This window comes from Martelella mangrovi (assembly GCF_040545495.1).
In the GTDB taxonomy this organism is placed as follows: domain Bacteria; phylum Pseudomonadota; class Alphaproteobacteria; order Rhizobiales; family Rhizobiaceae; genus Martelella; species Martelella mangrovi.
In genome coordinates this window covers 1-24,067 of record NZ_JBEPLY010000019.1, presented here as the reverse complement: position 1 = coordinate 24,067, position 24,067 = coordinate 1, and the positions used below count along the sequence as shown (strand labels likewise).

Sequence of the window (24,067 nt, the reverse complement as noted above, 5' to 3'; positions counted from 1 at the left end):
AAAGTTTTACCGCCACCTTAGTTCAGAACCGGCGTGAATTCTCAAGCTGCCAAACGGGAAAACGCCTTGGCGAGGACAATATACACCACGTTGAGCATTCCATCTTCCTGTAGCCATAAACGCCTCCTGTTTCGGGGAGTATCGATCGGTTGAATCTTTCTTGCACGCGTCGGCCCAAGTTATGACTGCGGCCGACGCTCACGCAGAGCCAGAATTTCGGAACCGTAAGTCACGCAATAGTGGTGCTTAGCATGCTCGACGGTGGTTTGACATGATATGGCGTGGAGGAGGAAGGCCGAAAAGCGCGAGCGAGAATGGCGGAGGAGGTGGGATTCGAACCCACGGTACGCTTTCACGCACGCCGGTTTTCAAGACCGGTGCCTTAAACCGCTCGGCCACTCCTCCGCAAAGGGCTGCGATCCCGGCTACCGGTGTTGATCAGCCGTTTTCGGTGCAGCGAACGGGCTTTATCATCGCTGTCTTGTGGCGGTCAATGCCGTATTCGCGCGGATATGCCGATATCGCCATGCGGAGATGATGCCCGGAACCGGATGGAATATCGATTGCAGTTATGGGTTGAATCGGCCGGGCGAATTTGATACCCGCCTTAAAGCAGCCACTAAGTCTCGCCATAGGGGACGATATTCAGATTTCAAGATGGTGGTTTCCGGCAGGTTTCAGCGGCTGGCCGATCAGGACAAATGAAAGAATTGCTGGCATGAGAGAATTTCGGTTATCTGCTTCGGTCGCCATGCTGGCCGTGACTGCATTGCTGAGCGCTTGCGCAACCACGGGCGATACATCCGAAACGAGCAAGGATGAGGCCGCCGAAACGGCCAAGACGTCCGCGGAAAAGACGGCGACGTCCAAGAGCCTCGGTTATCAGAAGATCGGAAAACCCTATCAGGTGAAGGGCAAGTGGTACACGCCGAAAAGCGTTGATAAATATTCCAAGGAAGGCCTCGCCTCCTGGTACGGTCCGAATTTCAATGGCGGGCGCACGGCCAATGGCGAAATTTACGACATGAACCACCTGTCGGCGGCACACAAGACCCTGCCTTTGCCGAGTTATGTTCGCGTCACCAATCTGAAAAACGACAGTTCCGTTATCGTGCGCGTCAATGACCGTGGTCCCTTTGTCTCCGGGCGGATCATCGATCTTTCGAAAAAGGCCGCGGAAATGCTCGATATGACCGGCGCCGGCGTTGCCGATGTGCGGGTCGATTATGTCGGGCCGGCATCCCGCTCAGCTGACGATATGGACTACCTGCTGGCCTCATACCAGAAGCAGGCTGTTCCCCCGGGTGTCGATCCTGAACGCTTTGGCGATGCTTCGGTTCAGGTTGCCCAGGCCGAAATCAAGACAGAGCCGGCCGGGTCGGAGACCTTGCTGGGGCTGATCGAGAAGAAGAAATCGGTGAGCGATGCGGCCACAGCCTCAAACAAGGCCGTTGCCGCCGAGGCGAAAGTGGCAGAGGAGGCAAGTGCGCTTGCTCTTGTCGACAGCCAGTCCGACGAGCCGGGCAATCCGGCGAGCAAAGCCGCGGAATCGATCCTTGTCGAGGATGCCAGCCTCCCGGCCGCGGCCCCGATCCCCTTTAAAAAGCAGGACTAGCCGGCCACAGGGCTTTTTCCCTCGCCTGAATTCCTCTAAACCGGCTGAAGTTCGAGATGTGAAGGACGGCTGGTTCCGTGCGACAGGGCATTTTCATCAGTTTCGAGGGCGGGGAAGGCGTCGGCAAGTCGACGCAGATCCGCATTCTCGCCCAACGGCTTGCCGACCTTGGTCATGCCGTCGTGACGACGCGTGAGCCCGGCGGTTCGGCCGGTGCGGAAGCCGTTCGGCATGTGCTTCTTTCAGGGGTGGCCGAGCCCTTCGGCGTGGGCATGGAAGTGTTGCTGTTTGCCGCTGCCCGCAATGACCATGTCGAAGAGGTCATTCGACCTGCCCTGAACAAGGGGCAGATTGTGCTTTGCGACCGTTTCATGGATTCCTCGCGGGTCTATCAAGGGGTCTCGGGGGCGCTGTCGCCGGAATTCGTGACCACGGTCGAACGGATTGCGGTCAACGGTCTGACGCCCGATCTGACGCTGATTTTCGATCTGGATGCGCCCGAGGGGCTGAAACGCGTCCGCCAGCGCCTGCCGGAGACGGCATTGGCCGGTGTGCCCGACCGTTTCGAGAAGGAGGCGCTTGCGGTTCATGCCGCGCGACGCCAGGCCTTTTTGAAGATTGCCGAAGACGAGCCGGATCGTTGCACCGTTGTCGATGCTGCGGGCGCTCCCGAAACTGTGGCAGAGGATGTCTGGCGGGCCGTTTCGGCATTGCTGGATGCGCGGAACTCAGGAGGCGACGGCAATGACTGATGAACAACTTCTGGACGGCGCAATCGAGCCTCAGCGCAACAGGCGGCTTTTCGGGCACCGGGAGGCGGAAACCTATCTGGCGCGTTCCTATAACAGCGGCAAGGGGCATCATGCCATCCTGCTGGAAGGGGCGGCCGGCATTGGCAAGGCGACGCTTGCCTTCCGCTTTGCAAATCATATCCTGCATTTTCCCCATGCCGGCGATGCGCCGGACCATCTGATCGAACCCGATCACGATGCGCCGCTGACACGGCAGATCATCGCCGGTGCATCGCATGACCTTCTGCATCTGAAACGCCCGATCGACCAGAAGACCGGCAAGCTCAGAACCGCGATCACCGTTGAGGAGGTGCGCAGGGCAGGGCATTTCCTGTCGCAAACGTCGGGTACGGGAAACTGGCGGATCGTGATCGTCGATTCGGCCGATGACCTCAATCGCAGTGCCGCCAATGCGATCCTCAAAATTCTCGAGGAACCGCCGAAAAACGCGATGTTCCTGCTGATCTCGCATACCCCCGGCAGGCTTCTGCCGACAATCCGGTCGCGCTGTCTGCCGCTTCGGCTGCGGCCGCTGGCACCCGATGACCTGATCGCGGCATTGTCCGCGCTCGGTCTTTCGGTCGAAGGACAGGATATGGAAAGGGTGACGGCGCTGGCCGGCGGAAGCGTTGCCGAGGCGCTGAAACTTCTCAATTATGGCGGGCTGGACATCATCGATGCCTATGACCAGGCGTTGCAGTCCTCCTCTGCCGAAGCGCGGCTTGTCATGCACAAGCTTGCCGACACGCTTTCCAAGCGCGAAAACGAAACGATCTTCGCGTTTCTGATCGGCCATGTCGATGGCGATATCAAGCTGCGCGCGCGCAATGCCGCGCTTTCGGGTGACCTCGATCTTGCCGAGCGGCTGGCCGGGCTTTCCTCGCGCATTGCGTCTGATACCGCGGAAGCCGATGCCTATAATCTGGATCGCAGGCAACTCGTCCTCGACCTGCTGTCGCGCCTCAGATCGACGCTGCAGCCGCAGCCGCACACCGCCTGAAGCAGGTTTGACTTGATGCGCCCATTGAGGGGCGTTAAGACCGGTCTGATTTCAGATGCCGGAACCGGGCACCAGCGAAACCCGGCCTGCCTGCACATCACGAACGCCCCTGGAGCAACCCGGCTCCGCGACAGCCATGCATACGGACAGTGGAATGAGCGACAACAACAAGTTTTACATCACAACGCCGATCTTCTATCCCAATGGCGCGCCGCATATCGGCCATGCCTATACCATGATCGCCAGTGACGCTCTGGCCCGCTTTAACAGGCTGGAGGGCAAGGATGTCCGTTTCCTGTCGGGCACGGACGAGCACGGGCAGAAAATGCAGCAGACGGCCGAAAAGGAAGGGATCACGCCGTTGGCGCTTGCCGATCGCAACTCGGCCGTCTTCCGTGGTCTTCTCGCGCAGCTCAATTGCTCCAATGATGATTTTATCCGCACGACGGAAGATCGTCATCGCAAGTCCGTGCAGGCGCTCTGGCGGCGTATGCAGGAAAACGGCGATATCTATCTCGGCAAATATGGCGGCTGGTATTCGGTGCGTCAGGAAGCCTATTTCGACGAGGGCGAGACGACTGTCGGCGAAGACGGCGTGCGGCGCGAGCCGCTTGGCTCTCCGGTCGAATGGGTGGAAGAGGAAAGCTATTTCTTCAAACTGTCGGCTTATGGCGACAAGCTGCTCGAATATTATGACAATCATCCCGAATTCATCGGCCCGGCCGAGCGCCGCAATGAGGTCGTTTCCTTCGTGAAATCGGGCCTCAAGGATCTGTCGATCTCGCGCACCACCTTCGACTGGGGCGTGCCGGTTCCCGATGATCCCGATCATGTCATGTATGTCTGGGTGGATGCGCTGACGAACTATATCACGGCGCTCGGCTTTCCCGACGAGGAGAACGCGCTGTGGTCGTACTGGCCCGGTGTGCACATCATCGGCAAGGATATCATCCGTTTCCACGCCGTCTACTGGCCGGCCTTCCTGATATCGGCCGGTCTGCCGCTGCCGCAGCGGGTCTATGCCCACGGCTTTCTTCTCAACAAGGGTGAGAAGATGTCGAAATCCGTCGGCAACGTCGTCGATCCTTTCAATCTTGTCGAACATTTCGGCCTCGACCAGATTCGCTATTTCCTGCTGCGCGAAGTCTCCTTCGGCCAGGACGGCAGTTACAGCGACGAGGCTATCGGCACGCGCATCAATTCCGATCTTGCCAATGGTATCGGCAATCTGGCCAGCCGTTCATTGTCGATGATCGCCAGGAACTGCGATGGTCAGATCCCGGAATGCGGCCCGCTGACGGCGGAAGACGAGGCGATGCTGGCGGCTGCCGACGGCGTCATCGAGACGGTGCGCGAGGCCATGGAGAAATTCGCAATCCACCGGGCGATGGCGGCGATTATCGGGCTTGTCTCGGAGGCTGACCGCTATTTTGCCGGACAGGAACCCTGGGCCCTGCGTAAAACCGATCCCGAGCGCATGGCGACCGTGCTGTATGTGACGGCGGAAGTGGTGCGTCAGGTCGCGATCCTGCTTCAGCCGGCCATGCCGACGTCTGCGGGAAAACTGCTCGACCTGATTTCAATACCGCAAACACAACGCGATTTCGCGCATCTGGGCCAGGCCGGCCGTTTGAAGGCGGGCACGCCGCTTGAAAAACCGGCGCCGGTCTTTCCGCGCTATGTCGCGCCCGAGGAATGAGACATCATGCTGATCGATAGCCATTGCCATCTCGATTTTCCCGATTTCGAGGCCGAACGTGACGACCTCGTCGCACGCGCCAAAGAGGCCGGTGTCGCGCAGATGGTGACGATTTCAACGCGAGTGAAGAAATTCAATCAAATTATTGAAATTGCAGAAAAATATGAAAATGTTTTCTGCTCCGTCGGAACCCATCCCGGCAATGCCGATGAAGAACTCGACATCGGAACGGATGACCTCGTTCGCCTGACCGAACATCCCAAAGTGGTGGCGATCGGCGAGGCGGGGCTCGACTATCACTATCAGCCCGAAAAGGCCGAAGCGCAGAAGACCGGACTTCGGCGCCATATTGCCGCTGCCCGGCAGACCGGTCTGCCGCTGGTCATCCACAGCCGCGACGCCGATGATGACATGGCGGCAATCCTGCGGCAGGAGACGGGCGAGGGCGCGTTTCCCTTCATCCTGCATTGTTTCTCGTCGGGTGCGGATCTGGCAAAGACCGGGGTCGAACTTGGCGGCTATGTGTCCTTTTCCGGCATTCTGTCCTTCAAGAAATCCGACGAGCTGCGGGCGATTGCCGCCGATGTTCCGATGGACCGGCTGCTGGTCGAAACCGATGCGCCCTATCTGGCGCCGACGCCTTATCGCGGCAAGCGCAACGAACCGTCCTATGTGGTCAATACCGCACGCGTTCTGGCCGAGGTGAAGGGCGTGAGCGAGGCCGAAATCGCGGATATCACCACCGAAAACGCATTCCGCTGCTTTTCCAAGATGACGCGGGTCTGACATTGGTCTATCGCCGTCGTTTCACCATTCTCGGCTGTTCGTCGTCGCCCGGTGTGCCGCGCATCAACGGGGACTGGGGCGCGTGCGATCCGCAAAACCCGAAGAACCGGCGTTCGCGCACGGCGTTTCTCGTGGAGCAGATCGCGCCGGATGGCGGCGTGACGACGGTGGTGATCGATACCGGCCCGGATTTCCGCGAACAGATGGTGCGCGCCGGGGTTTCCCGCATCGATGCCGTGCTGTTCACCCACGCGCATGCGGACCACATCCACGGTATCGATGACATTCGCGGTTATTTCCATGCACAGCACAGGCGCATCCCCGTTTACGCCGATGAGCGGACCATGGAGCGGATCCTGGAGGGGTTTGCCTACTGTCTCGAGACACCGAAGGGCAGTGCATATCCGCCGATTGCGCATGCCAATGTCATTACCGATTTCGACCGGCCCGTCACCATTGACGGGCCCGGCGGAAAGATGCGGTTCATGCCGCACCGCCAGCAGCATGGCGAGATCATTTCGCTTGGCTACCGGCTGGGCGATGTGGCCTATTGCACCGATGTCAGCGATTTTCCGGCCGATTCTGTGGAAAAACTGCGCAATCTCGACCTTCTGGTGATCGATTCGCTGCAATACCGCCCGCATCCAAGCCATCTTTCGCTGGATCAGGCGTTGTCATGGGTGGACTATTTGGGCGCGCGCCGTGCAATCCTCACCCATATGCATATTCCGCTCGACTATGAAACGGTGCTGCACGAGACGCCCGATCATGTCGAACCCGCCTATGACGGGTTGAGCGTTGAATTTTCTGTCACCGAAGACGCGCTCTGAACGGCTTTTTCCGGCTTGAATAGCGTCTGCGCGCCAGGCTTGTGTCATTTCCCTATGTGCTTGTTTTTCACTCGAAATACGTGTTTTTGCGAAGAATTTTGAGTACGACGAAAGTCTGTCAACCCCATAAAACGGCAAATCGCTGTTGAAATTGCGGTCGATTTCTGCCCATTCTTTGTCCGTTCTTTGAATTTGAGGTTGAATTAGGCAAAACGAATTGCACTATAAAACCGGACTGCTTGAGAAGGCGCGCACGACGATGCGGCCCGCAAGATCCGCTATAACAAGGGGACAAAATGGCTGAAAACCGGGGTGCTTCGGTTAAATACGACAGTGTTCAAAAAAGTTATGATGGCGAAACCCTCGTCGTTAAAAAGTTAAATCTGGATATTCCGCCGGGCGAATTTCTGACCATGCTCGGCCCGTCGGGTTCGGGCAAAACCACCTGTCTGATGATGCTGGCCGGGTTCGAACCCGCCACATACGGTGAGATTTATCTCAACGAAAAGCCCATCAACAACGTGCCGCCGCACAAGCGCGGCATCGGCATGGTGTTCCAGAATTACGCGCTGTTTCCGCATATGTCGGTGGCTGAAAATCTCGCTTTTCCGCTGCAGTTGCGCAAGATGGGCAAGGCCGAGCAGGAGGAAAAGGTCAAGCGGGCGCTCGACATGGTCCAGCTTGGCAATTTCGGAAACCGCCGTCCCGCACAGCTTTCCGGCGGCCAGCAGCAACGCGTGGCGGTGGCCCGTGCGCTGGTGTTCGATCCCGAACTTGTGCTGATGGACGAGCCGCTCGGCGCGCTCGACAAGCAGCTGCGCGAGCAGATGCAGTACGAGATCAAGCATATTCATGAAAGGCTCGGGGTCACGGTCGTTTATGTGACGCATGACCAGACCGAGGCGTTGACCATGTCGGACCGGGTTGCCGTGTTCAACGACGGCGTGGTGCAGCAGCTTTCCGAACCGTCGATGCTTTACGAGGATCCGAAAAATTCGTTCGTCGCCCAGTTCATCGGCGAGAACAACAAGCTCAGCGGCACGGTGACCGAAATCCGCGGCAGCGAATGCTCCGTCAAGCTCGATGACGGCACCATCATCATCGCCGACAAGGTGAATGTCGATAATGTCGGCGACCGCACAACAATCTCGCTCCGTCCGGAGCGTGTCGAAATCGTTCCCACCGATGATCACGCCAACACCATTACCGGCACGATCGAGGAACTGATCTATCTTGGCGACCATATCCGCGTGCGCATGAATGTGTGCGGAAACGACGAATTCGTCGTCAAGGTTCGAAATCGCGGCGAACGCTGGGATCTGCACGAAGGCAAACAGCAGACGATCGGCTTTGCCGCCGGCGACTGCAAGGCGCTTGATCCCGTCGCGTAACAGCAGCTTCCGGTCGCTTGAGACCGGCGGTTTCACAATGCGGGCTTCAAGGCCCGGCCAATCATCTCGAAGAAGGGGAAGAAAGACTATGAAATCCAAGTCTATTATTCTTGCACTGGCGGCATCGCTCGCCACGTCCACGGCAGCTTATGCCGAACAGATGACCATCGTTTCGTGGGGCGGTGCCTACCAGGATTCGCAGAAGAATGCCTATACGGATCCCTATATGGAGGAAAATCCGGATATCGAGATCGTCTGGGACGAATCCTCGAATGAGGCAGTTGCCAAGCTGCGCGCCATGAACGAAGCCGGCAACATCACCTGGGACCTCGTCGATGTGGTTGCCGCAGACGCCATGCGTCTTTGCGACGAAGGCCTGGCCATGGAATACGATCCAGACGAGTTTCTCGCACCTGCCCCCGATGGCACGCCTGCTTCGGAAGACTTCGGTGATCTGATCGTCTCCGACTGCTTCATTCCGGAAATCGTATATTCCACCACCGCCGCCTACCGCCCGGACCTTCTGCCGGAAGGTGCGCCGGAGCCGGAAACAATCTGCGCCATGTTCGATACGGAAACCTATCCGGGCAAGCGTTCGCTCGAAAAGCGTCCGATCAACAATATGGAATGGGCGCTGATCTGCGACGGCGTTGCCAAGGAAGACGTCTATGACGTGCTCGAGACGGAAGAAGGCCAGGATCGCGCCTTCGCCAAGCTCGACACCATCAAGGACGACGTGATCTGGTGGTCGGCTGCCGCCGAGCCGCCGCAGCTTCTGGCCGACGGCGAAATCGTGATGGGCTCGTCCTATAACGGCCGCTGGTTCTCCGCGATCGAGGAGGAAGACCAGCCCTTCGAGATGCTCTGGGACGCGCAGGTGTTCGACCTTGACGGCTGGATCATCCCGGAAGGTCTTCCCGAAGACCGTCTGGCCATGGTCAAGGATTTTGTCCGCTACGCCACCGACACCCAGCGTCTGGCTGACCAGGCTGCCTACATCTCCTACGGTCCGGCCCGCAACTCCTCGGCGCCGCTCGTCGGCGAGCATGCCACGCTCGGCGTTGACATGGGGCCGCACATGCCGACCGCGCCGGAAAACTCCAAGAACGTGTTCGTCTATAACTACGAATGGTGGGCTGACTACCGCGACGATCTGGACGCCAAGTTCCAGTCCTGGCTGGTACAGTAAGCGCCGTTCGCTTTGATGAAAGCGCGGAAGGGCCGGCGGCCCTTCCGCACCTGAAATGACGAAAGGCCGCATCAGACGGCCGGACAGACGGCCGCGGGCCGAACCAGCAAAGAAGCGGGGAACATGAGCGACACGACCTCCAATACGGCGGAGAAGCTGACGACCTCCGACGGCAAGCCGCTGAAAGCCAGCCTGGCAAAAGCGCTGAGACGCCAGAAGATGCGCGCGCTGCTTCTGATTGCGCCGCTCCTGCTGTTTGTATTGATTTCCTTTGCCGCGCCGATCATCGACATGCTGTTCCGCTCGGTGCAGAACGAGATCGTTCCCGAAACGCTGCCGCGCACGGTGACCGCACTTGAAAGCTGGGACCCCGCTTCCGGTGAACTGCCCGACAATTTCGTGTTTGCCGCGCTGCGCGATGACCTGGTCATCGCCTCCGAGCGCAAGCAGCACACCCGGCTGGGTTCACGGCTGAACTACGAAATGACCGGCATGTCGAGCCTGTTCCGCAAGACGGGACGGAGGGTCGACGATTTCGGCGAGATTTTTACCGAACAGTTTGAAGACCTGAACGAAGCCTGGGTCGAACCGGCCACCTGGGTCTCGCTGATGGCGACAGAAGACTGGATCACGGCGCAGGCCGAATGGGCCGCTGAAGACGATGATTCCGTTTCCGAACCCGCTTTCGAGATTTCCGAAACGGCGAAGGAAGCGCTTCCGCGCACGGCTGAAATCTATGCCGGCTTTGCCGATGTCATTCAAACGGAAGATCAAGACAGCCCGACGGAAGAAGAGCCGTGGAACCCGGTCTATGCCGCGCTTTATGATGATCTGATCGAAAACCCGGACGCCGCGTCCTTCTATTCCGGCGCAACCGCAGAACTGCTGGCGTCTGCTGCCGCCGCTGTTCCCGATTTCGAGGCGACCACCGCGCGCGAGGAATTCATCGACGCCGACGAGGACTGGGGCTCGCTTGACGTCTGGCAGACGCTTGATCGTTTCAAGGGACGTTACACCGCCGGCTACTATCTTGCCGCGCTCGATGCCAAGCGCACCGCCGATGGCATCGAAATGGTGCCCGAGGAGCAGCGCATCTATCTGCTGCTGTTCATGCGCACGCTGATCCTGAGCGTGGTCATCACCTTCTCCTGCCTGCTGCTTGGCTACCCGATCGCCTTCCTGCTTTCGCACCTGCCGCTGCGTTCCGCCAACCTTTTGATGATCCTGGTGCTGCTGCCGTTCTGGACATCGCTTCTGGTGCGCACTTCGGCGTGGAAGGTGCTGTTGCAGCAACAAGGCGTCATCAACGACATACTGGTGTTCATCGGCCTTGTCTCCGATGACGGGCGACTTGCGCTGATCAACAATGCGACGGGCACGGTCATCGCCATGACCCATATTCTGCTGCCGTTCATGATCCTGCCGCTCTATTCGGTGATGAAGACGATTTCGCCATCCTATGTGCGCGCGGCCAAGAGCCTAGGCGCGACCGACTGGACGGCCTTCTGGCGGATCTATTTCCCGCAGACCGTGCCCGGCATCGGCGCCGGCGCCGTTCTCGTCTTCATCCTGTCGATCGGCTACTACATCACACCTGAACTGGTTGGCGGCACCTCCGGTATCTTCATCTCCAACCGGATTGCCTACCACATTTCGAGTTCACTGAACTGGGGCCTTGCCGCTGCGCTCGGCACGCTGCTTCTGGTCGTGGTGCTGCTCTGCTTCGTCATCTATGACAAGCTCGTCGGCATCGACAATGTGAAACTCGGATAGGAGAGGGACCATGGCCAAACTGCCTCCATACATGACCACCGGCCAGCGCGTCTGGCATTATGGCTTCCGGGTGATCTGCGGACTGATCTTCTTCTTCCTGATCTTTCCGATCCTGGTGATCATTCCGCTGAGCTTCAACGCCACGGACTTCTTCACCTTCACGCCCGAAATGCTGTCGTTCGATCCCGCCGGCTATTCGTTCAAGCACTATCAGGATTTCTTCACCAATCCCGACTGGCAGCAGGCGCTCAGGAATTCCGTGATGATCGCCCCGGCGGCAACGCTTCTGGCGACCGGTTTCGGAACGTTGGCCGCCATCGGCCTGTCGCAAAGCCACGTGCCCTATCGCGGCGCCATCATGGCAATCCTGATTTCGCCGATGATCGTGCCTCTGATCATCTCGGCTGCCGGCATGTATTTCTTCTATTCGCGCCTCGGCATTCAGGGCACCTATTGGGGCGTGGTGCTGGCCCATGCGGTGCTCGGCACGCCGTTTGTGATCATCACCGTGACGGCGACGCTGGTCGGCTTTGACCGCGCTCTGGAGCGGGCGGCGGCAAGCCTCGGGGCCAATCCGGTTACCACCTTCTTCAAGGTGCAGATGCCGCTGATCCTGCCCGGGGTGATTTCCGGCGCACTGTTTGCCTTCATCACCTCGTTCGATGAGGTGGTCGTGGTGCTGTTCGTCGGCTCGGCCTCGCAGAAGACGCTGCCCTGGCAGATGTTCACCGGGCTGCGCGAGCAGATTTCGCCGACGATCCTGGCGGTCGCCTCGATCCTGGTGACGATTTCGATCGTCCTGCTGACCGTGCTCGAACTGCTGCGCCGCCGTTCGGAAAGACAGCGCGGCCTTTCACCGGGCTGACAGCCTGAAACGCTTTAAAAAAAGCAATCCGCTCTTCGTCGCCCTTCGTAGAGATGTGCAAACCGCATCTTTACGGAGGGTGAAATGTCTGTGGCGCTGCTGATCTTCGTTTTCATCGGGCTCTGCCTTGGCATGGCCGGAGCATGGGCCGTTCAAAGAGCAACCGGCAACAGCGGCTGGATCGATACGATCTGGGCCGCGGTGACGGGGCTTGGCGGGCTTGCCGTCATCATCTTCTCCGTCGATGGAAACCCGGCCCGAAAATGGCTCGCCGGCATTCTGGTCGGCCTCTGGGCGCTCAGGCTTGCAGGTCATATCGCCACCCGCAGCGCCGGCAAGAAGGATGATCCGCGCTACGCTGCGCTGATTGAGGAATGGGGAAGCAATGCCGGGCCGCGGCTGCTGTGGTTTTTGCAGATCCAGGCGTTTGCGGCTTTCATTCTGGCGCTTTCGATCTACGCCGCCATTCTCAACCCCGCACCGTTTCCGGGCATTCTTGACGGGCTCGCCCTTGTCATCGCCGTCGTTGCGATTGCGGGCGAGGGGATGACCGATTGGCAGCTTTCGCAGTTCAAGCGCAGAAGCCCGGAAGGCAAGACGGTCTGCGATATCGGCCTATGGGGCTATTCACGTCATCCCAATTACTTCTTCGAATGGCTGTGGTGGTGTGCCTGGCCGCTGCTGGCGCTGTCCGGCTTTCAGACGATCTTCTCCTTCATCCCGTCGCTGCTGGCGCCGCTGATGATGTATTGGCTGCTCAACCACGTCTCCGGAATTCCCTATCTGGAAAAGCACATGGAAGCCTCGCGCGGTGACGCTTTCAAGGCGTACCAGAAACGTGTCAGCGCGTTTTTCCCGTGGTTTCCGGGACGAGATAAATAAAGCATGGTCAATAAGTTAAAGCGTACGAATGATGTCAATTCTCAAACGAGATCAAGGTGGGGTTCCGCGTGCAGACCCGCTCGGCGATGCGGCGGGAACGACAGCCCTGGTCCTGGCGCTCAACAAGCCGGTCTATCCGGTCTATGTCTGGTTTCTGGCCGAAAGCGCCTTTCAGCTGTCGCTGCTGACGGCATTGTCGATGCCGCTCTATCTTGTCGTCTGGTATGTCTCGCGGATCGGAAACAGCCGCGCGGCGCGTTTGGGCCTCGTGATTGTCGGCGTTCTCGATACGCTTGCGATTGCCTTGATCTTCGGCCGGGAGAGCGAAACGCTCGCCTTTCTCTTTGCCTGCCTCGTGCTTTCCGGGTTTGCCTTCTATCGCTGCGAGGTGTGGCTGTCGCGCGGGCTCGTTGCGGCGATCTTCTTCCTGTTCGTTCTGGCGGAAAGCCTGATCGGCGGGCCGTTGACGCCGATAACGGCCGGCGACATGCAAAACCTCGCCTATCTCAATATCACCGGCGCGGCAGCGCTCGTCGCCTTCATCGCGCTGCGTTTCCCACGGCAGGAGCGGATGGGCTGAGGCTCAGACGGCCGGCTTCATCAGATGAAACTGCGCGACGTCGATACGCCCGGCGTTGAAGCCGGAGGCGCAGTAATTGAGGTAATAGCACCACATTCGCCGGAAGCGTTCGTCAAAACCGAGCGGCCGGATTGCGTCCCACTCCGCCAGAAAACGTTCCTCCCATTCCTTGAGCGTGCGGGCATAATCCTTGCCGAACGCAAACAGCTCCTTCACCGCCAGCCCGGCACTTGAAGCGCCTTTGCGGAAGGTCTCCACAGACGGCAGCATGCCGCCGGGGAAGATGAAATGCTGGATGAAGTCCGGGTTGTCGCGGTAATCGTCGAGGCGATGATGTTCGATGGCAATCGACTGGATCACCGCGGTTCCGCCGGGGGTAAGGCGCGCATTCACCGTATCGAAGAACACCGGCCAGTTTTCCTCGCCGACGGCTTCGAACATTTCGATGGAGACGATCTTGTCAAATGTACCGCTGCAATCGCGATAATCCTGAAGCCGGATATCGGTGCGTCCGGAAAGGCCCTTGTCGGCAAGCCGCCGGCGGGCAAACCTGGCCTGTTCTTCCGAAAGCGTCAGGCCGGTGACATGGCATCCCGTGGTCGCCGCGGCATGTTCGGCAAAACCGCCCCAGCCACAGCCGATTTCCAGTATCCGGTCTTCCGGCCCGACCTGCAGGCTGGCCAGGATACGGTCATATTTGGCGGTCTGCGCTTCCGGCAGGGAGCGTTCACGCCCTTCGTAAAGCGCGCTTGAATAGGTCATGGTCTCGTCAAGCCACAGCTTGTAGAAGGCGTTGCCGAGGTCGTAATGGAAGGCGATATTGCGCTTGCTGCCGGTTTTGGTATTGGCGCGCATGCGGTGGCGCAGGCGGCTTATCTGCGTAAACAGATAGGACGAGGACAGCGCTTTCGACAGTTCCTCCTCATTGACGATGGCCAGGTCAATCACGGCGCCGAGATCCGGCGTATCCCAGTCGCCATCGATATAGGCCCGGGCAAAGCCAAGGTCGCCTTCGCTCAGCAGCCGGTAAAGCGGGCGCGCATTGTGGAGCATGATTTCGGCCGCAGGGCCCGGTCTGGCGCCTGTCACCGTTTTACTGCGCCCATCGCGAAAACGCAGCGTCAGGGAGCCGGCCGTAATCCGGCCGGCGATGTTGGCAATCGGCCTTTGCCAGAGTTTCAGGCTTTTATGCGGGGTGTGTCCGTCATGCGTCTGCTTCATCGGCTCTGTCTCTTCGCGGCGGGCCGCCCGCGACGACGCTTTGAACACGCGATGCGGATGGCCGGTGTTTGAATACCGGTATTCCCTTCAACAGTAATCGTATCGCCTCAAGATGAATACCCGCAATGATTTTTACCGTCATCAGCGGATAGGCGAAGAAGGCGGACAGGAAAGCGCGGTCGCTGATTGCGTGGCGCTTGCCGTTGAAGGCGGCAAACAGCAGCGGACCTTCACTGTCTTTCTCGTTGATCCGCACCGACACGGTTTCGCCCGGCGGGGCGATGGAAAAATGATATTCGCACCCCATCGGGATGAAGGGCGAGACATAAAGCTGCTTTTGCGCGCGCTGCCGCACGGGGCGGGTGTCGTCTGTAACGGGGATGATATAGGTCAGCCGTTCCTTGAAGGTGTTGCAGACTTCGTAGAGGATTGCGGCAAGCGCGCCATCGCCACGGTAGCAGAAATAAACCGTCAGCGGATTGAAGACATAACCGAGGATGCGCGGATAGCACAGCATTTCCACCCGCGCGATCGTGTCATCGATGCCGGCCTTTGCGAGTTCATCGATCGCCCAGGATTTCAGATTGCCGCCATCAAGCTTTCCGTGATCGCGATCATGAACGCTGAAAAGCGCAAAACGGTTATGGCCGAAAAGCTTCAGCCGGTTGCCGAGGCGGGGGAGTTCATCGAGATCGACCAGCAGCGAAAACACCCGGTAATGCAGCCGGTGGGCTTTCGGCCGGTGGCGCCGGTGGATCACGTCGCCCCTGTATATGGCGGAGCCGGATGTCATTCGATGGCCACCGGCGCTGGAGCGAGGTGGATACGGCCGGATTCGTTTTCGACGGACCACGGCCGCCTGACCCCGCCAATTGCTTCCGCCACGGCAAGGCCCGACTGCAGCCCGTCTTCATGGAAGCCGCTGCCGAAATGCGCACCGCAATACCAGACATTGCCATGCCCCTGGATCTGCCAGAGATCGCGCTGCGCGTCGATTGCGTTGCGGTCGAAGAGGGGGTGGGTATAGGTATAGTGCGCGTGAACCCTGTCCGGCCGGATCGGCTCAGCCGGATTGAGCGTGACGAACAGCGGAAAGCGCTCGTCGATATTCTGCAGCCGGTTCATCCAGTAGGTCACACTCAGCGAAATGTCAGCGGCCCCTTTGTGTTCCAGATAGTTCCAGCTCGACCACACCTTGCGGCGCTTCGGCATCTGGCTCTCGTCACTGTGCAGATACGCCTCGTTGACGGTGTAGCGGAATGCGGAGAGAAGCCTTTGTTCATTGTCGCTGGCATCCGCCAGCATCGCAAGGGCCTGATCCCCATGGGTGGCCACGACCACGGCATCGAAATCCTGTTCCTCGCCATGATCGAGGATGAGACGGACGCCATTTTTGCGGCGATAGATCTGTCTGACGGGCGTTGACAGCCGCACCGGGCCGTTCACCGCCTCCAGTAGACGCGTGACATAGGAGCGGCTGCCGCCGGAAACCGTGCGCCATTGCGGCCGGTCGACAAGCGTCAAAAGCCCGTGGCTTTCGAAGAAGCGGGTAAAAGCGGCCAGGGGATAGGCGCGCATCTGCTCGGCGGTGGTCGACCAGATCGCCGCCCCCATGGGCAGGATGTGATCCTCGACGAAGCGCCTGGAATAGCCCTTGTTGTCCAGATAGTCGCCAAGCGTCAGATCAACGGCCGTCGCGTCGCGCGCGGCGACGGGGGCCTCGCGGTAAAACCGGAAGATATCGTAGACCATCCGCCAGAAACTGGCGCGCAGGATATTGGATTTCTGGGCGAACATGGTGGCGATATTGCTGCCGCCATATTCAAACGCGCCATTGTTCAGCGAGGCCGAAAACGACATCTCGGATTTTTCGGTCTCCACATCGAGATGTGAAAACAGCGCGGTGAGATTGGGGTAGTTGCGTTCGTTGTAGACAATGAAGCCGGTATCGACGGAGATATGCTTGCCGTTGATGACGGTATCGGCCGTATTGGAATGGCCGCCCGGGCGCTGGTCCGCCTCAAACAGCGTGACCCTGGAGGACTGGCTCAAAAGCCATGCGGCCGACAGGCCGGAAATGCCCGAACCGATGACGGCAACCTTTCTCACGCCAGGAATTCTCCTGTGGGCCTTGTCCAGCTTGTGATCCATGTGCGGATTCCTCTTGATCTGTTATTTGATCTACGCACCGGACCGTTCGACGGATTGAAATCGGAACAAAATTGTTGGAACCTTCAATCTGGATGGGGCGTCGTGCCGTAGAAGAGGTCATGTCAGATGTTTCACACTACAGGCCGACTTCCGGCACGGTGCCCAGACCAGCCCGCTTCAGGGGGATCCCCGCTGTTGCGGCGGGGAGGGTGACAACGTCGGAAGGCTCGGTTGTGGAGGAATTGACGACGGAAGATATGACGCTTTGCCTGGTGCGCACCGGCCGGTCGCATGACGTCGCGTCCTTTGAACGGTTGTTCCTTCACTTCGGGCCGCAGATCCGCAGCTATATGCTGAAACGTTCGCTTGACGGGCAACAGGCCGAGGAACTGATGCAGGAGACCATGATGATGGTCTGGCGCAAGGCATCCCTGTTCGATCCGCAGCGCGGAAATGCCGCCGCCTGGGTGTTTACACTTGCCCGCAATGTGATGATCGACAGCCTGCGCAAGGCCAGGCGGCCAGAATTCGATCCGACCGACCCCGCCTTTGTGCCCGAGGCCCCGGAAGCGCCCGACAGCTATTACGAACAGGATGAAAGTGCCGCGCGCATGCGCCGCGCCATTTCCACGCTGCCGGAGGAACAGGCGGAATTGTTGCGCATGTCGTTTTTCGAGGACATTTCCCACAGTATGATTGCCGAGAAGACCAATTTGCCCCTGGGCACCGTCAAATCCCGTATCCGGGCTGCCTTTTCCAGATTGAGGGTGGCGCTGGGAGAAGAACGATGACCGCGATCCATCACCATATTTCAGATGCGCTGTTGCTGGAATATACCGCCGGAACGCTGGCGGAAGGCTGGAGCATTGCGGTGGCCACACATCTCGCGCTGTGCCCGGCCTGCCGCAAACGCCTTGATCTGATGGAGGCAACAGGCGGTGCGCTGATGGACGCAATCGAGCCGGATACCGCACCCGAGCGCGACAGGGCCAGCTGGGAAACGATGCTGCAGCGGATGAAGGCCGAGCCGGTCGAGGAGCCCGCGCCCGAACACCCCGAAAACGACAGGATCGAGACCGGAAGGATCGAAACCGTCCCGGATCATGCCGTGCCCCAGCCGCTGCGTTCCTATATCGGTGCCGCTTCGCTTGATCAGGTCGGCTGGCGCCGCCTTGGCATCGGTGCTGCGCAGTTCAAGGTGCTGGCAGAAGGCGATATCAATGTGCGCTTGTTGCGCGTCGGCCCCGGGCGGCCCTTGCCCGAGCACGGCCATGGCGGGCGTGAGCTGACGCTGGTTTTGAAGGGGCGCCTGCGTTGTGATGACGAAACCTTCGGCCCGGGCGACTTTACCGAAGAGGACGAAGACACCGTTCATGAACCGGTGGTGACGCCGGAGGGTGAATGTATCTGCCTGATCGTGACCGACGCACCGCTGAAGTTTCGAAGCCGGATCATGCGGGTCGTCCAACCGCTGCTTGGTATATGATGCGATGCCTATGAGCCGTTTTGCAACAGCATTTCTTGTCATGGCCGTCTGCTTTTCCCTTCTGGATTTCATCTGGCTGGGAACGGTTGCCTTCAGCTTCTACGAAGCGGAAATCGGTTCGCTCCTGCTGGCTTCTCCGAATTGGTACGCAGGATTAACGTTTTATGGCATGTACCTGATCGGAATATATTATTTTTCCGTCTATCCCGGCGTGAAGGCGGGCTCATGGCGAAAAGGGCTTGTCAACGGAGCGGTGTTCGGCCTGATGGCCTACGGCACCTATGACCTGACCAATATGGCCACGTTGAAGGACTGGTCCTGGGCCGTTGTCGGTGTGGATATGGCCTGGGGCATGTTTGCCACCGGGCTGACGGGGCTGGTCAGCTGCCTTGTGACCGGGTGGATTACTGGGCGCCGTATCTGACCTGGCTTGACTCCGGCGGGCCGGTGCCGTTCAAACGGCTGACCGTTCCACCATGCCGAAGCCCATGTTCAAGCTCATCAGACCCGCTACCAGCGAACGCGAAATCAAGAAAAGCCGGTTTGCGACCATTGCCGCGCCTGTTACCGATGAAGAGGCGGCGAAGGCCTTTGTCGCGGAGAACAGCTTTGCCGATGCCAGCCATAATTGCTGGGCTTGGCGGATCGGCGCCGACTATCGCTTTTCCGATGACGGGGAGCCGGGCGGGACGGCAGGCAAGCCGATCCTGCAGGCAATCGAGGGGCAGGAGGTCGATGGCGTTGTGGTCGTGGTCTCGCGCTGGTTCGGCGGTGTGAAGCTGGGCACGGGCGGCCTTGCCCGCGCCTATGGCGGCAGCGCTGCCGAATGTCTGCGGCTTGCCGACAAACAGCCGATTATTGCCACCACACAGCTTTCCGTCGCCGTGGCCTTCACCGATCTGGCGCTTGTCGAGGCGCGTCTGGAAACCTTTGACGACATCGCGGTGACGGCGCGCGATTTTGACGAAAACGGCGCGGTGTTCCGGCTTGATGTGCCCGACAGCCGGCTTTTGGCGCTGGCTGAATTGCTGCGCGACCTGACAAGCGGACGGGCAAGCCTTGATCCCGATATTCTGGCCGATCCGCCGGCTGACCCATAAAAAAGCGGGGCCGGGCGCTTTCCACTGACCCCGGCTGACCTAATTAGATTATAACATTTGCGAATATGTTTGTTCCGATCCGTTTTCCAGACCCGACCGAGGTGGTTTCATGCGCATACCTGTCACAATTCTCGCCCTTTCCCTGCTTGCTGCCGGCTGCACGCAGCGTGCCGATAGCATCGGCGCCATGCCGGTTTCGCCAAGCCAGTATGCCGGTGCCAGCTGCCAGCAGCTGAGCGATCAGATGGAGACGGAAAACAACAGGCTGAAGGAGCTGGCGCGCCTGCAGGATGAGGAAATCGTCGGCGATTTCCGGGTCATGGGCGCCGATCTGGGCAGCGTTGCCGCCGAAGGCGCGGGCAATCAGCAGGCGGCGATTGCCTATAGCAAGGGCAAGATCAACGCGATCGACATCGCCATGCGCCGCCAGGGCTGCGCGATGTGATCGTCCCATGTTGGCGGATTGTTCCGCGCTGTGTAAAACAGGCCTGACGCAGCGCGAAGGGCAGACAGAGTGATGGAAGCGGCAGGAGAACCGGAGGAGCAGAACCCGCAGGCCAGCGGTTCTTCGGGCAAGGCGCGCGCAGGCGCGCTCAGGCTCTGGTCCGCGCTGATTGCCGCATCCGCCGCTCTTGTCGTCGTGCTTTCGCTGGCCGGGCTTCCGGCAGCCCTTCTCCTGGGGCCGATGCTGACGGCCATCCTGTTTTCCTTCTTCGGTCAGCGCATTGTTGTGCCGGTGGCGCCTTTCAGCCTGGCACAGGGCATGGTCGGCCTGCTGATCGCGCGGACCATGACTTGGCCGATCGTGCAGGAAATTGGCAGGGACTGGCCGATTTTCGTCGCCGGTGTGCTGGCGGTGGTGTTTGCCGCCGTGGCGCTCGGCTGGCTTCTGGCGCGGCTTCAGGTTCTGCCCGGAACGACGGCGATCTGGGGCGCGTTTCCGGGGGCGGCCACGGTGATGACGCTGATGTCCGGCGCGTTCGGGGCGGATATGCGGCTGGTCGCCTTCATGCAATATACCCGCGTGGTGATCGTCACCATCGTGGCCGCGACCATTGCAAGGGTCTGGACCGGAATGGGCGGCGAGGGCGCGCCTGCACCCGTTTTATGGCTTGCCGAGCCGCGCTGGTGGCCGCTTGGCCAGACCCTCATTCTGGTGATCATCGGCGTTGTCATCGGCAAGCGCTCGCCGATACCGGCTGGTGCGATGATCGTGCCGGTGATCCTCGGCTCGGCGCTCAATATCGCAGGCCTGGTGGATATCGAACTGCCGCAGCCGCTGCTCGCCGTCTCCTATGCGCTGGTCGGCTGGGCAATCGGCGCGCGGTTCGATCGCGAGGTCATCCGCCATGCCAGCCGGGCGCTGCCGCGCGTGCTGGCCTCGATCCTGGCGCTTGTGGCGGTCTGTTCGGTGTTTGCGGCGCTGCTGGTGGTGTTTGCCGGGATCGACCCGTTGAGCGCCTATCTCGCCACCAGTCCCGGCGGCGCGGATGCGGTCGCCATCATCTCCGCTTCCACCGATGTTAACGTCGCTTTCGTGATGTCGATGCAGATCGCGCGGTTCTTCTTCGTTATGGCGCTCGGGCCGATGCTGGCGCGGTTCGTGGCAAAGCGGAGCCATTTTTAGGATAAAGCGTAAACCGCATTGTTGAACGTCACGGAACGGGTTAGCCTCAGCCAACCATAACAAGGGTCAGGCGGAGGAAATCCCATGTGCACGCGCATTTTCTATGAAACCGGAACCGGCAGCTTCATCACCGGGCGCTCGATGGACTGGCGCGATGTGACGATGCAATCCGATCTCTGGGTGTTTCCCCGCGGCATGTCCCGCAATGGCGGCGTCGGCGAGGGCTCGGCCACATGGACTTCGAAATACGGCTCGGTCGTCGTCGCGATCTACAATCTCGCCACGGCCGACGGCATGAACGAGGCGGGTCTTGCCGGCAACATGCTCTATCTGGTGGAATCGGCCTACGGCGATCCGGACGCGCGCGCAAAACCGCTGATCTCGGTCGGCGCATGGCTGCAATATATGCTCGACAATTTTGCAAGCGTCGCCGAAGCCGTCGCCGCCATGACCGATGATCCGCTGACGGTGATCACCGGCGAGGCGCCGAACGGCGCGCCGGCAACCGTGCATCTGGCGCTTTCCGATGCCTCCGGCGACAGCGCGATCTTCGAATTCGTCGGCGGAAAGCTCACCATCCATCACGGCCGCGAATACAGGGTGATGACCAATTCGCCGACCTATGACCAGCAGCTTGCCATCAACGGCTACTGGGACCTTGTCGGTGGCAAGAGCTTTCTGCCCGGCACGGTCAACGCCGCCGACCGCTTCGCCCGCGCCAGCTACAACCTCAAATCGGCCACGCCGCTGAAGGACCGCCGCGCAGCCCTTGCCTCCGTGTTCTCGCAGGTGCGCGCCATCTCCACCCCGCTCGGCATGACCGACCCCGAAAAACCCAACATCGCCTCCACCCTCTGGCGCACCGTCGCCGAACACGAACACCGCCGCTACTATTTCGACTCGGTCATCAATCCGTCGGTGTTCTGGGTGGATCTGGATGATTTTGATCTTGGTGAGGGCGCCGCGGTGAAGAAGCTGGCGCTGAATGACCCGGAGGTGCCGGGTGGGGATGTAGCGGGGCTGCTGGAGGCGGCGGCGCCGTTTGAGTTTCTGGTGCCGTGAGTATAATATCGCGGTTTGACATGAATGCTCAGCAATCAAAATGACAGCTTCAATATCTTCCATCCAGCTTAAGCCCGCTGAGCTGTAAGTCGTTCTACGGAGAAAAATATGGGGACACTGATAAATCGGGTCCGCCTGCGAAATTATAAGAGTATTGGTAGTTGCGATGTTCGTCTCAATGAACTCTCTGTGCTTGTAGGTTTAAATGGATCAGGAAAGTCGAACTTTCTGGACTCGTTCTCTTTCATTTCTGATGCGTGCAATAGTACCCTAGACACCGCAATGCGGAATCGGGGTGGCCTTGCCGCTGTGCGCCGCAAATCGAGCGGTCATCCTACCAACTTTGGCATGTCGTTTTTTATGAATCTTGCCGAAGGCAGGAACGCCTTCTTCGCATTCGAAGTTGCTGCATCAACGGGCGAGCGGTTTGAAGTGCGAAAAGAAACGGCCTCAATTTCGGATCCAGACCCCAGAAAGAGTTTTAACTATACAGTAGAGCGGGGAGAAATTACGAAATTTCCTGAGGTTGGTGTCTTGCCTGATATTCGAGCTGACCGGCTGTTTTTGACGAGTGTAGCGGGGCTGAAACCGTTCGATGCTCTGTTCGATGCTCTTTCCAGTCTGTCAGTTTACGACATTAATCCTGACGAGTTTCGCCTTCCCCAACCACATGAGTCTGGTAACCGCCTCAAGCCCTCTGGCCAAAATCTTGCATCTACACTCAGATATGTACGTGACAGTTCCCCCAATTCGTATAGTCGAGTTTGTGAGTATTTACGAAGAATCGTACGTGGTGTCGAAAGCATAGAAACCAAATCACTGGGGCCCACCGAAACGATTCAATTTATTCAAAATGTGCAGGGTGCTAGTGCTCCTTGGAGATTTGATGCTCTAAATATGTCTAATGGGACGCTTCGTTCACTTGGGGTATTGTTGGCTTTGTTTCATCAGAATTCTGACAAAAGCGGGAGGGTGCCTTTCGTCGGAATTGAGGAGCCGGAAGGTACAATTCACCCGGGCGCGGCTGCAATATTGATGGATGCTATCATTGAAGCATCTCATGGTAGTCAGATCATTTTAACTACCCATAGTCCGGAGTTGTTGGACCATAAAAAGGTGGCTGAAAACCACCTTCTCGTTGTCACAAGCGACAAGAACGAAACGCGAATTGGGATGGCTGATGAGGCGTCCCGTCGAGCGATGCGGGAAAACCTACTGACCGCGGGAGAGTTGCTGCGGGCTAATCAACTTAGTTCTGACGTTGAGTCCGCCCCAGCTCTTAAGCAATCAGAGCTATTTTCGGTCACAAAATGAGTACTATTTTTCCTATCGTCGAAGGGCATGGCGAAGTGGAGGCGGTTCCTCTTCTGTTGAGAAAGATCCTTCATGAAAGGCTAAACCTCTTCGACATCAAAATAGCTCAGCCATATCGAATGCCGCGATCAAAGATTTCAAAGTTTGGACCTGATCTTCTTAAGGCTATAAAGTTGGGACATCTTAAGCTATCTGCCGAAGACACAAATGGCATGATCCTGATTCTCGCCGATGCTGATGATGATTGCCCGTCCGATATGCATGAGAAGTTCACTCAATTCTTAGGTTTGAACGAATTTGGCCATTTGGTTTCATTCGTGTTGGCCAATAGAGAGTACGAGGCTTGGCTGATTGCTTGCGGCGAAAGCATGCGTGGTCACCAATCCGTGCGTCCCGACGCACCGTCTCATCCTAATCCGGAAAGTATTAGAGGCGCCAAGGAGTACTTTGAGAAGGAAATATTATTGGAGAATACTTCTTATTCAGAGACTGTTGATCAAGTTAAGTTTTCAGCTCAAATTCATCTAGAAATAGTCTATGAAAAGTGTCGATCGTTTCGGAAACTGGTATCTGAGCTGGAGAAAATAATTTGAAAAACGTTTTTTGCGATTGACCTGAGACCCGACTTCCCTCCATTTTTCGGGAGAGTCTTGGGTTTTTAATCTGGCCTCAAGCGGCCTGTTTTTCCAGTGCCATTTTCATTGC

The 24,067-nt window shown here is 58.8% G+C and carries 24 protein-coding genes and 1 tRNA gene; 21 read left to right on the top strand and 4 right to left on the bottom strand.

The features are described 5' to 3' along the window. Positions 1-315: 315 nt before the first annotated feature. A tRNA-Ser gene (locus tag ABID12_RS19675) sits at positions 316-405 on the bottom strand. A gap of 313 nt (positions 406-718) precedes the next feature. On the opposite strand from ABID12_RS19675, the gene ABID12_RS19670 reads away from it, so the two are divergent. The 12 genes from ABID12_RS19670 to ABID12_RS19615 all read left to right on the top strand — a co-directional run bounded on the left by ABID12_RS19670 (position 719) and on the right by ABID12_RS19615 (position 13,401). Then, positions 719-1,615: a septal ring lytic transglycosylase RlpA family protein gene (locus tag ABID12_RS19670; protein ID WP_354435767.1), complete on the top strand. Its 897-nt coding sequence runs from the start codon at positions 719-721 to the stop codon at positions 1,613-1,615. 77 nt (positions 1,616-1,692) lie between these two features. Continuing rightward, positions 1,693-2,367: a dTMP kinase gene (gene tmk, locus ABID12_RS19665; protein WP_354435766.1), complete on the top strand. Its 675-nt coding sequence runs from the start codon at positions 1,693-1,695 to the stop codon at positions 2,365-2,367. Beyond that, positions 2,360-3,406, top strand: a complete 1,047-nt coding sequence (locus ABID12_RS19660; RefSeq protein ID WP_354435765.1) for a DNA polymerase III subunit delta' — start codon at positions 2,360-2,362, stop codon at positions 3,404-3,406. The genes tmk and ABID12_RS19660 overlap by 8 nt, the downstream gene beginning before the upstream one ends. A 154-nt stretch (positions 3,407-3,560) precedes the next feature. After that, positions 3,561-5,105, top strand: coding sequence for a methionine--tRNA ligase (gene metG, locus ABID12_RS19655; RefSeq protein WP_354435764.1), 1,545 nt, complete (start codon positions 3,561-3,563; stop codon positions 5,103-5,105). Between the two features lie 6 nt (positions 5,106-5,111). After that, entirely contained in the window at positions 5,112-5,891 is a 780-nt protein-coding gene (locus tag ABID12_RS19650; protein ID WP_354435763.1) for a TatD family hydrolase, read from the top strand. Between the two features lie 2 nt (positions 5,892-5,893). Beyond that, the gene (locus tag ABID12_RS19645) at positions 5,894-6,721 is read left to right on the top strand and encodes an MBL fold metallo-hydrolase (RefSeq protein ID WP_354435762.1); all 828 of its coding nucleotides are present in this window, start codon (positions 5,894-5,896) and stop codon (positions 6,719-6,721) included. Positions 6,722-7,017: 296 nt separating this feature from the next. Next, positions 7,018-8,112 carry an ABC transporter ATP-binding protein gene (locus tag ABID12_RS19640; protein ID WP_106312588.1) on the top strand — a complete coding sequence of 365 codons (1,095 nt, stop codon included), beginning with the start codon at positions 7,018-7,020 and terminating at the stop codon, positions 8,110-8,112. Positions 8,113-8,200: 88 nt separating this feature from the next. After that, entirely contained in the window at positions 8,201-9,301 is a 1,101-nt protein-coding gene (locus ABID12_RS19635; RefSeq protein WP_354435761.1) for an extracellular solute-binding protein, read from the top strand. Between the two features lie 123 nt (positions 9,302-9,424). Further along, entirely contained in the window at positions 9,425-11,074 is a 1,650-nt protein-coding gene (locus ABID12_RS19630) for an ABC transporter permease (protein ID WP_354435760.1), read from the top strand. 10 nt (positions 11,075-11,084) lie between these two features. Further along, positions 11,085-11,939: an ABC transporter permease gene (locus tag ABID12_RS19625; protein WP_319519916.1), complete on the top strand. Its 855-nt coding sequence runs from the start codon at positions 11,085-11,087 to the stop codon at positions 11,937-11,939. A gap of 84 nt (positions 11,940-12,023) precedes the next feature. Further along, positions 12,024-12,821 carry a DUF1295 domain-containing protein gene (locus ABID12_RS19620; protein WP_354435759.1) on the top strand — a complete coding sequence of 266 codons (798 nt, stop codon included), beginning with the start codon at positions 12,024-12,026 and terminating at the stop codon, positions 12,819-12,821. Between the two features lie 28 nt (positions 12,822-12,849). Further along, positions 12,850-13,401 carry a hypothetical protein gene (locus ABID12_RS19615; RefSeq protein ID WP_354435758.1) on the top strand — a complete coding sequence of 184 codons (552 nt, stop codon included), beginning with the start codon at positions 12,850-12,852 and terminating at the stop codon, positions 13,399-13,401. 3 nt (positions 13,402-13,404) lie between these two features. On the opposite strand, the gene ABID12_RS19610 is transcribed toward ABID12_RS19615, so the two are convergent. Genes ABID12_RS19610 through ABID12_RS19600 form a run of 3 tightly spaced genes read right to left on the bottom strand, consistent with a single transcriptional unit; the run spans position 13,405 to position 16,731 of the window. Then, positions 13,405-14,622, bottom strand: a complete 1,218-nt coding sequence (locus tag ABID12_RS19610; RefSeq protein ID WP_354435757.1) for a class I SAM-dependent methyltransferase — start codon at positions 14,620-14,622, stop codon at positions 13,405-13,407. After that, on the bottom strand, positions 14,606-15,415 hold the full coding sequence (locus ABID12_RS19605) for a DUF1365 domain-containing protein (protein ID WP_354435756.1): 810 nt from the start codon (positions 15,413-15,415) through the stop codon (positions 14,606-14,608). Before ABID12_RS19605 ends, ABID12_RS19610 begins: the two co-directional genes overlap by 17 nt. Further along, positions 15,412-16,731, bottom strand: coding sequence for an NAD(P)/FAD-dependent oxidoreductase (locus ABID12_RS19600; protein WP_354435755.1), 1,320 nt, complete (start codon positions 16,729-16,731; stop codon positions 15,412-15,414). The genes ABID12_RS19605 and ABID12_RS19600 overlap by 4 nt, the downstream gene beginning before the upstream one ends. A gap of 161 nt (positions 16,732-16,892) precedes the next feature. Here ABID12_RS19600 and ABID12_RS19595 point away from each other — a divergent pair, with 161 nt between their 5' ends. The 9 genes from ABID12_RS19595 (at position 16,893) to ABID12_RS19555 (ending at position 23,955) form a co-directional block, all read left to right on the top strand. Then, positions 16,893-17,564 carry a sigma-70 family RNA polymerase sigma factor gene (locus tag ABID12_RS19595; RefSeq protein ID WP_354435754.1) on the top strand — a complete coding sequence of 224 codons (672 nt, stop codon included), beginning with the start codon at positions 16,893-16,895 and terminating at the stop codon, positions 17,562-17,564. Next, complete coding sequence (locus tag ABID12_RS19590) at positions 17,561-18,259, top strand: ChrR family anti-sigma-E factor (protein WP_354435753.1); 699 nt, start codon at positions 17,561-17,563, stop codon at positions 18,257-18,259. The genes ABID12_RS19595 and ABID12_RS19590 overlap by 4 nt, the downstream gene beginning before the upstream one ends. A 10-nt stretch (positions 18,260-18,269) precedes the next feature. Beyond that, the gene (locus tag ABID12_RS19585; RefSeq protein ID WP_354435752.1) at positions 18,270-18,683 is read left to right on the top strand and encodes a DUF2177 family protein; all 414 of its coding nucleotides are present in this window, start codon (positions 18,270-18,272) and stop codon (positions 18,681-18,683) included. A 64-nt stretch (positions 18,684-18,747) separates the two neighbouring features. Next, positions 18,748-19,359 carry an IMPACT family protein gene (locus tag ABID12_RS19580; protein ID WP_354435751.1) on the top strand — a complete coding sequence of 204 codons (612 nt, stop codon included), beginning with the start codon at positions 18,748-18,750 and terminating at the stop codon, positions 19,357-19,359. Between the two features lie 109 nt (positions 19,360-19,468). After that, entirely contained in the window at positions 19,469-19,804 is a 336-nt protein-coding gene (locus ABID12_RS19575) for a hypothetical protein (RefSeq protein WP_106312621.1), read from the top strand. Positions 19,805-19,876: 72 nt separating this feature from the next. Beyond that, complete coding sequence (locus tag ABID12_RS19570) at positions 19,877-20,986, top strand: AbrB family transcriptional regulator (RefSeq protein ID WP_354435750.1); 1,110 nt, start codon at positions 19,877-19,879, stop codon at positions 20,984-20,986. 84 nt (positions 20,987-21,070) lie between these two features. Then, the gene (locus ABID12_RS19565) at positions 21,071-22,048 is read left to right on the top strand and encodes a linear amide C-N hydrolase (RefSeq protein WP_354435749.1); all 978 of its coding nucleotides are present in this window, start codon (positions 21,071-21,073) and stop codon (positions 22,046-22,048) included. A gap of 108 nt (positions 22,049-22,156) precedes the next feature. After that, positions 22,157-23,362, top strand: coding sequence for an AAA family ATPase (locus ABID12_RS19560; protein ID WP_354435748.1), 1,206 nt, complete (start codon positions 22,157-22,159; stop codon positions 23,360-23,362). Continuing rightward, entirely contained in the window at positions 23,359-23,955 is a 597-nt protein-coding gene (locus tag ABID12_RS19555) for a DUF4276 family protein (protein ID WP_354435747.1), read from the top strand. The genes ABID12_RS19560 and ABID12_RS19555 overlap by 4 nt, the downstream gene beginning before the upstream one ends. Positions 23,956-24,067: the final 112 nt, after the last annotated feature.